This window comes from Microbispora sp. NPDC049125, assembly GCF_040802045.1.
Classification (GTDB): Bacteria; Actinomycetota; Actinomycetes; order Streptosporangiales; family Streptosporangiaceae; genus Microbispora.
Map to the genome: position 1 here is coordinate 1 of NZ_JBEZDW010000102.1, position 2,341 is coordinate 2,341.

Genomic DNA, 2,341 nt, shown 5'->3' on the forward strand with positions numbered 1-2,341 from the left:
CCGACAGCACGGTGTTGATCACGGGTGGGACGGGCACGTTGGGTGGGTTGCTGGCCCGGCATCTGGTGACGGTGCGTGGGGTGCGGCGGTTGGTGTTGACCAGCAGGCGTGGTCTGGAGGCTCCGGGTGCGGGTGACCTGGTCTCCGAGTTGGAGGAGCTGGGTGCGTCGGTCGCGGTGGTGGCCTGTGATGTGGCCGACCGGGACGCGGTGGCGCGGTTGCTGGCTGATCATCCGGTGGACGCGGTGGTGCACACCGCCGGTGTGCTGGACGACGGTGTGATCACCTCTTTGACCCCGGAGCGGGTGGAGAAGGTGTTGCGGCCGAAGGTGGACGCGGCGCTGAACCTGCATGAGCTGGCCGGTGATGTGCGGGCGTTCGTGTTGTTCTCTTCGGCGTCGGGGGTGTTCGGTAACGCCGGTCAGGGCAACTACGCGGCGGCGAACGCCTTCCTGGACGGGCTGGCGGCCTATCGCCGTTCCCGTGGCCTTGCTGGGGTGTCGTTGGCGTGGGGGTTGTGGGAGCAGGCGGGAGGCATGGCCGGCAGCTTGGACGCGGCCGATGTGGAGCGGATGGGCCGGGGTGGTGTGGCTCCGCTGAGTGTGGGTCACGGTCTTGAGTTGTTCGACGCGGCGTTGGGCGCGGATCGGCCGGTGCTGGTGCCGATCCGGTTGGATCTGGCCGCGATGGCGGCGTCGGGGGCGGTGCCGTCGATCATGCGGGGGCTGGTCCGGACACCGGCCCGCCGCACCGTGGACGCCTCCGCCGGAGCCGGAGCCGCGCTTGGGAAGAGGCTCGCCGCGCTGCCGGAACAGGAGCGGGACAAGGCCCTGCTCCACCTCGTCACGGGACAGCTCGCCGCAGTGCTGGGCCATGCCTCAGGCGACGGGATCGAGCCGGGCAAGGCGTTCAAGGAGCTGGGCTTCGACTCACTCACCGCCGTCGAGCTGCGCAACCGGCTCAACGCGGCCACCGGCCTCCGCCTGCCCGCCACACTCGTCTTCGACTACCCGAGCCCGGCCGCCCTCGTCGGTCACCTTCGCGCCGAGCTCCTCGGTGGCGTGGTCGAGCTCGCCACGCCGTACGCGACGGCGGTTCCGGACACCGAGCCGATCGCGATCGTGGGCATGAGCTGCCGCTATCCGGGCGGAGTGCGAACTCCTGACGAGCTGTGGCAGCTCGTCGCCCTGGGCGGGGACGGCGTCTCCAGGTTCCCCATGGAGCGCGGCTGGGACGTCGAGGCGCTGTTCGACGCCGATCCCGATCAGTCGGGCACGAGCTACACGGCCGAAGGCGGTTTCCTGCACGACGCCGACCAGTTCGACCCGGCCTTCTTCGGCATCTCGCCGCGCGAGGCCCTGACGATGGACCCGCAGCAGCGGCTGCTGCTCGAAGCGTCGTGGGAGGCCTTCGAGCGGGCCGGAATCGACCCCGCGACGGCGCGCGGCAGCCAGACCGGCGTGTTCGCCGGGGTCATGTACAACGACTACTCCATGCTGCTCCACTCGGTGCCCGACGGCGCCGAGGGCTACCTGGGCACAGGAACCTCGGGCAGCATCGCCTCGGGCCGGGTCGCGTACACCTTCGGGCTCGAAGGCCCGGCCGTGACCGTCGACACCGCGTGCTCGTCCTCGCTGGTCGCCCTGCACCTCGCCGCCCAGGCTCTCCGCCAGGGGGAATGCTCCCTCGCCCTGGCCGGCGGTGTGACCGTCATGTCGACCCCCGGCGCGTTCATCGACTTCAGCCGGCAGCGCGGCCTGGCGGCCGACGGCCGGTGCAAGGCGTTCGCCGCCGCCGCCGACGGCACCGGCTGGTCGGAGGGCGTCGGCATGCTGCTGCTTGAGCGGCTGTCGGACGCCGAGCGCAACGGTCATCCGGTGCTCGCGATCGTCCGGGGCAGCGCGGTCAACCAGGACGGTGCTTCGAATGGGCTGACGGCGCCGAACGGCCCGTCGCAGCAGCGGGTCATCCGCCAGGCGCTGGCCAACGCGGGTCTCTCCGTGACCGACGTGGACGCGGTGGAGGCGCACGGCACGGGCACCACGCTGGGCGACCCGATCGAGGCGCAGGCGCTGCTCGCCACCTATGGACAGGGCAGAGAGACCCCGCTGTGGCTGGGTTCGCTGAAGTCGAACATCGGGCATTCGCAGGCGGCTGCCGGTGTCGGCGGGATCATCAAGATGGTCATGGCGATGCGCCACGGCATCCTGCCCAAGACGCTGCACGTGGACGAGCCGACTCCGCACGTGGACTGGGAGTCGGGGGCGGTGCGCCTGCTGTCCGACCCGGTGGCCTGGCCGGAGACCGGCCGTCCGCGCCGGGCCGGTGTGTCGTCCTTCGG

The 2,341-nt window shown here is 71.3% G+C and carries 1 protein-coding gene; it reads left to right on the top strand.

The window, feature by feature from the left end:
- Positions 1–38 precede the first annotated feature (38 nt).
- A partial coding sequence (locus AB0B72_RS40125; RefSeq protein ID WP_367745045.1) for a type I polyketide synthase occupies positions 39–2,341 on the top strand: 2,303 nt, incomplete at its 3' end.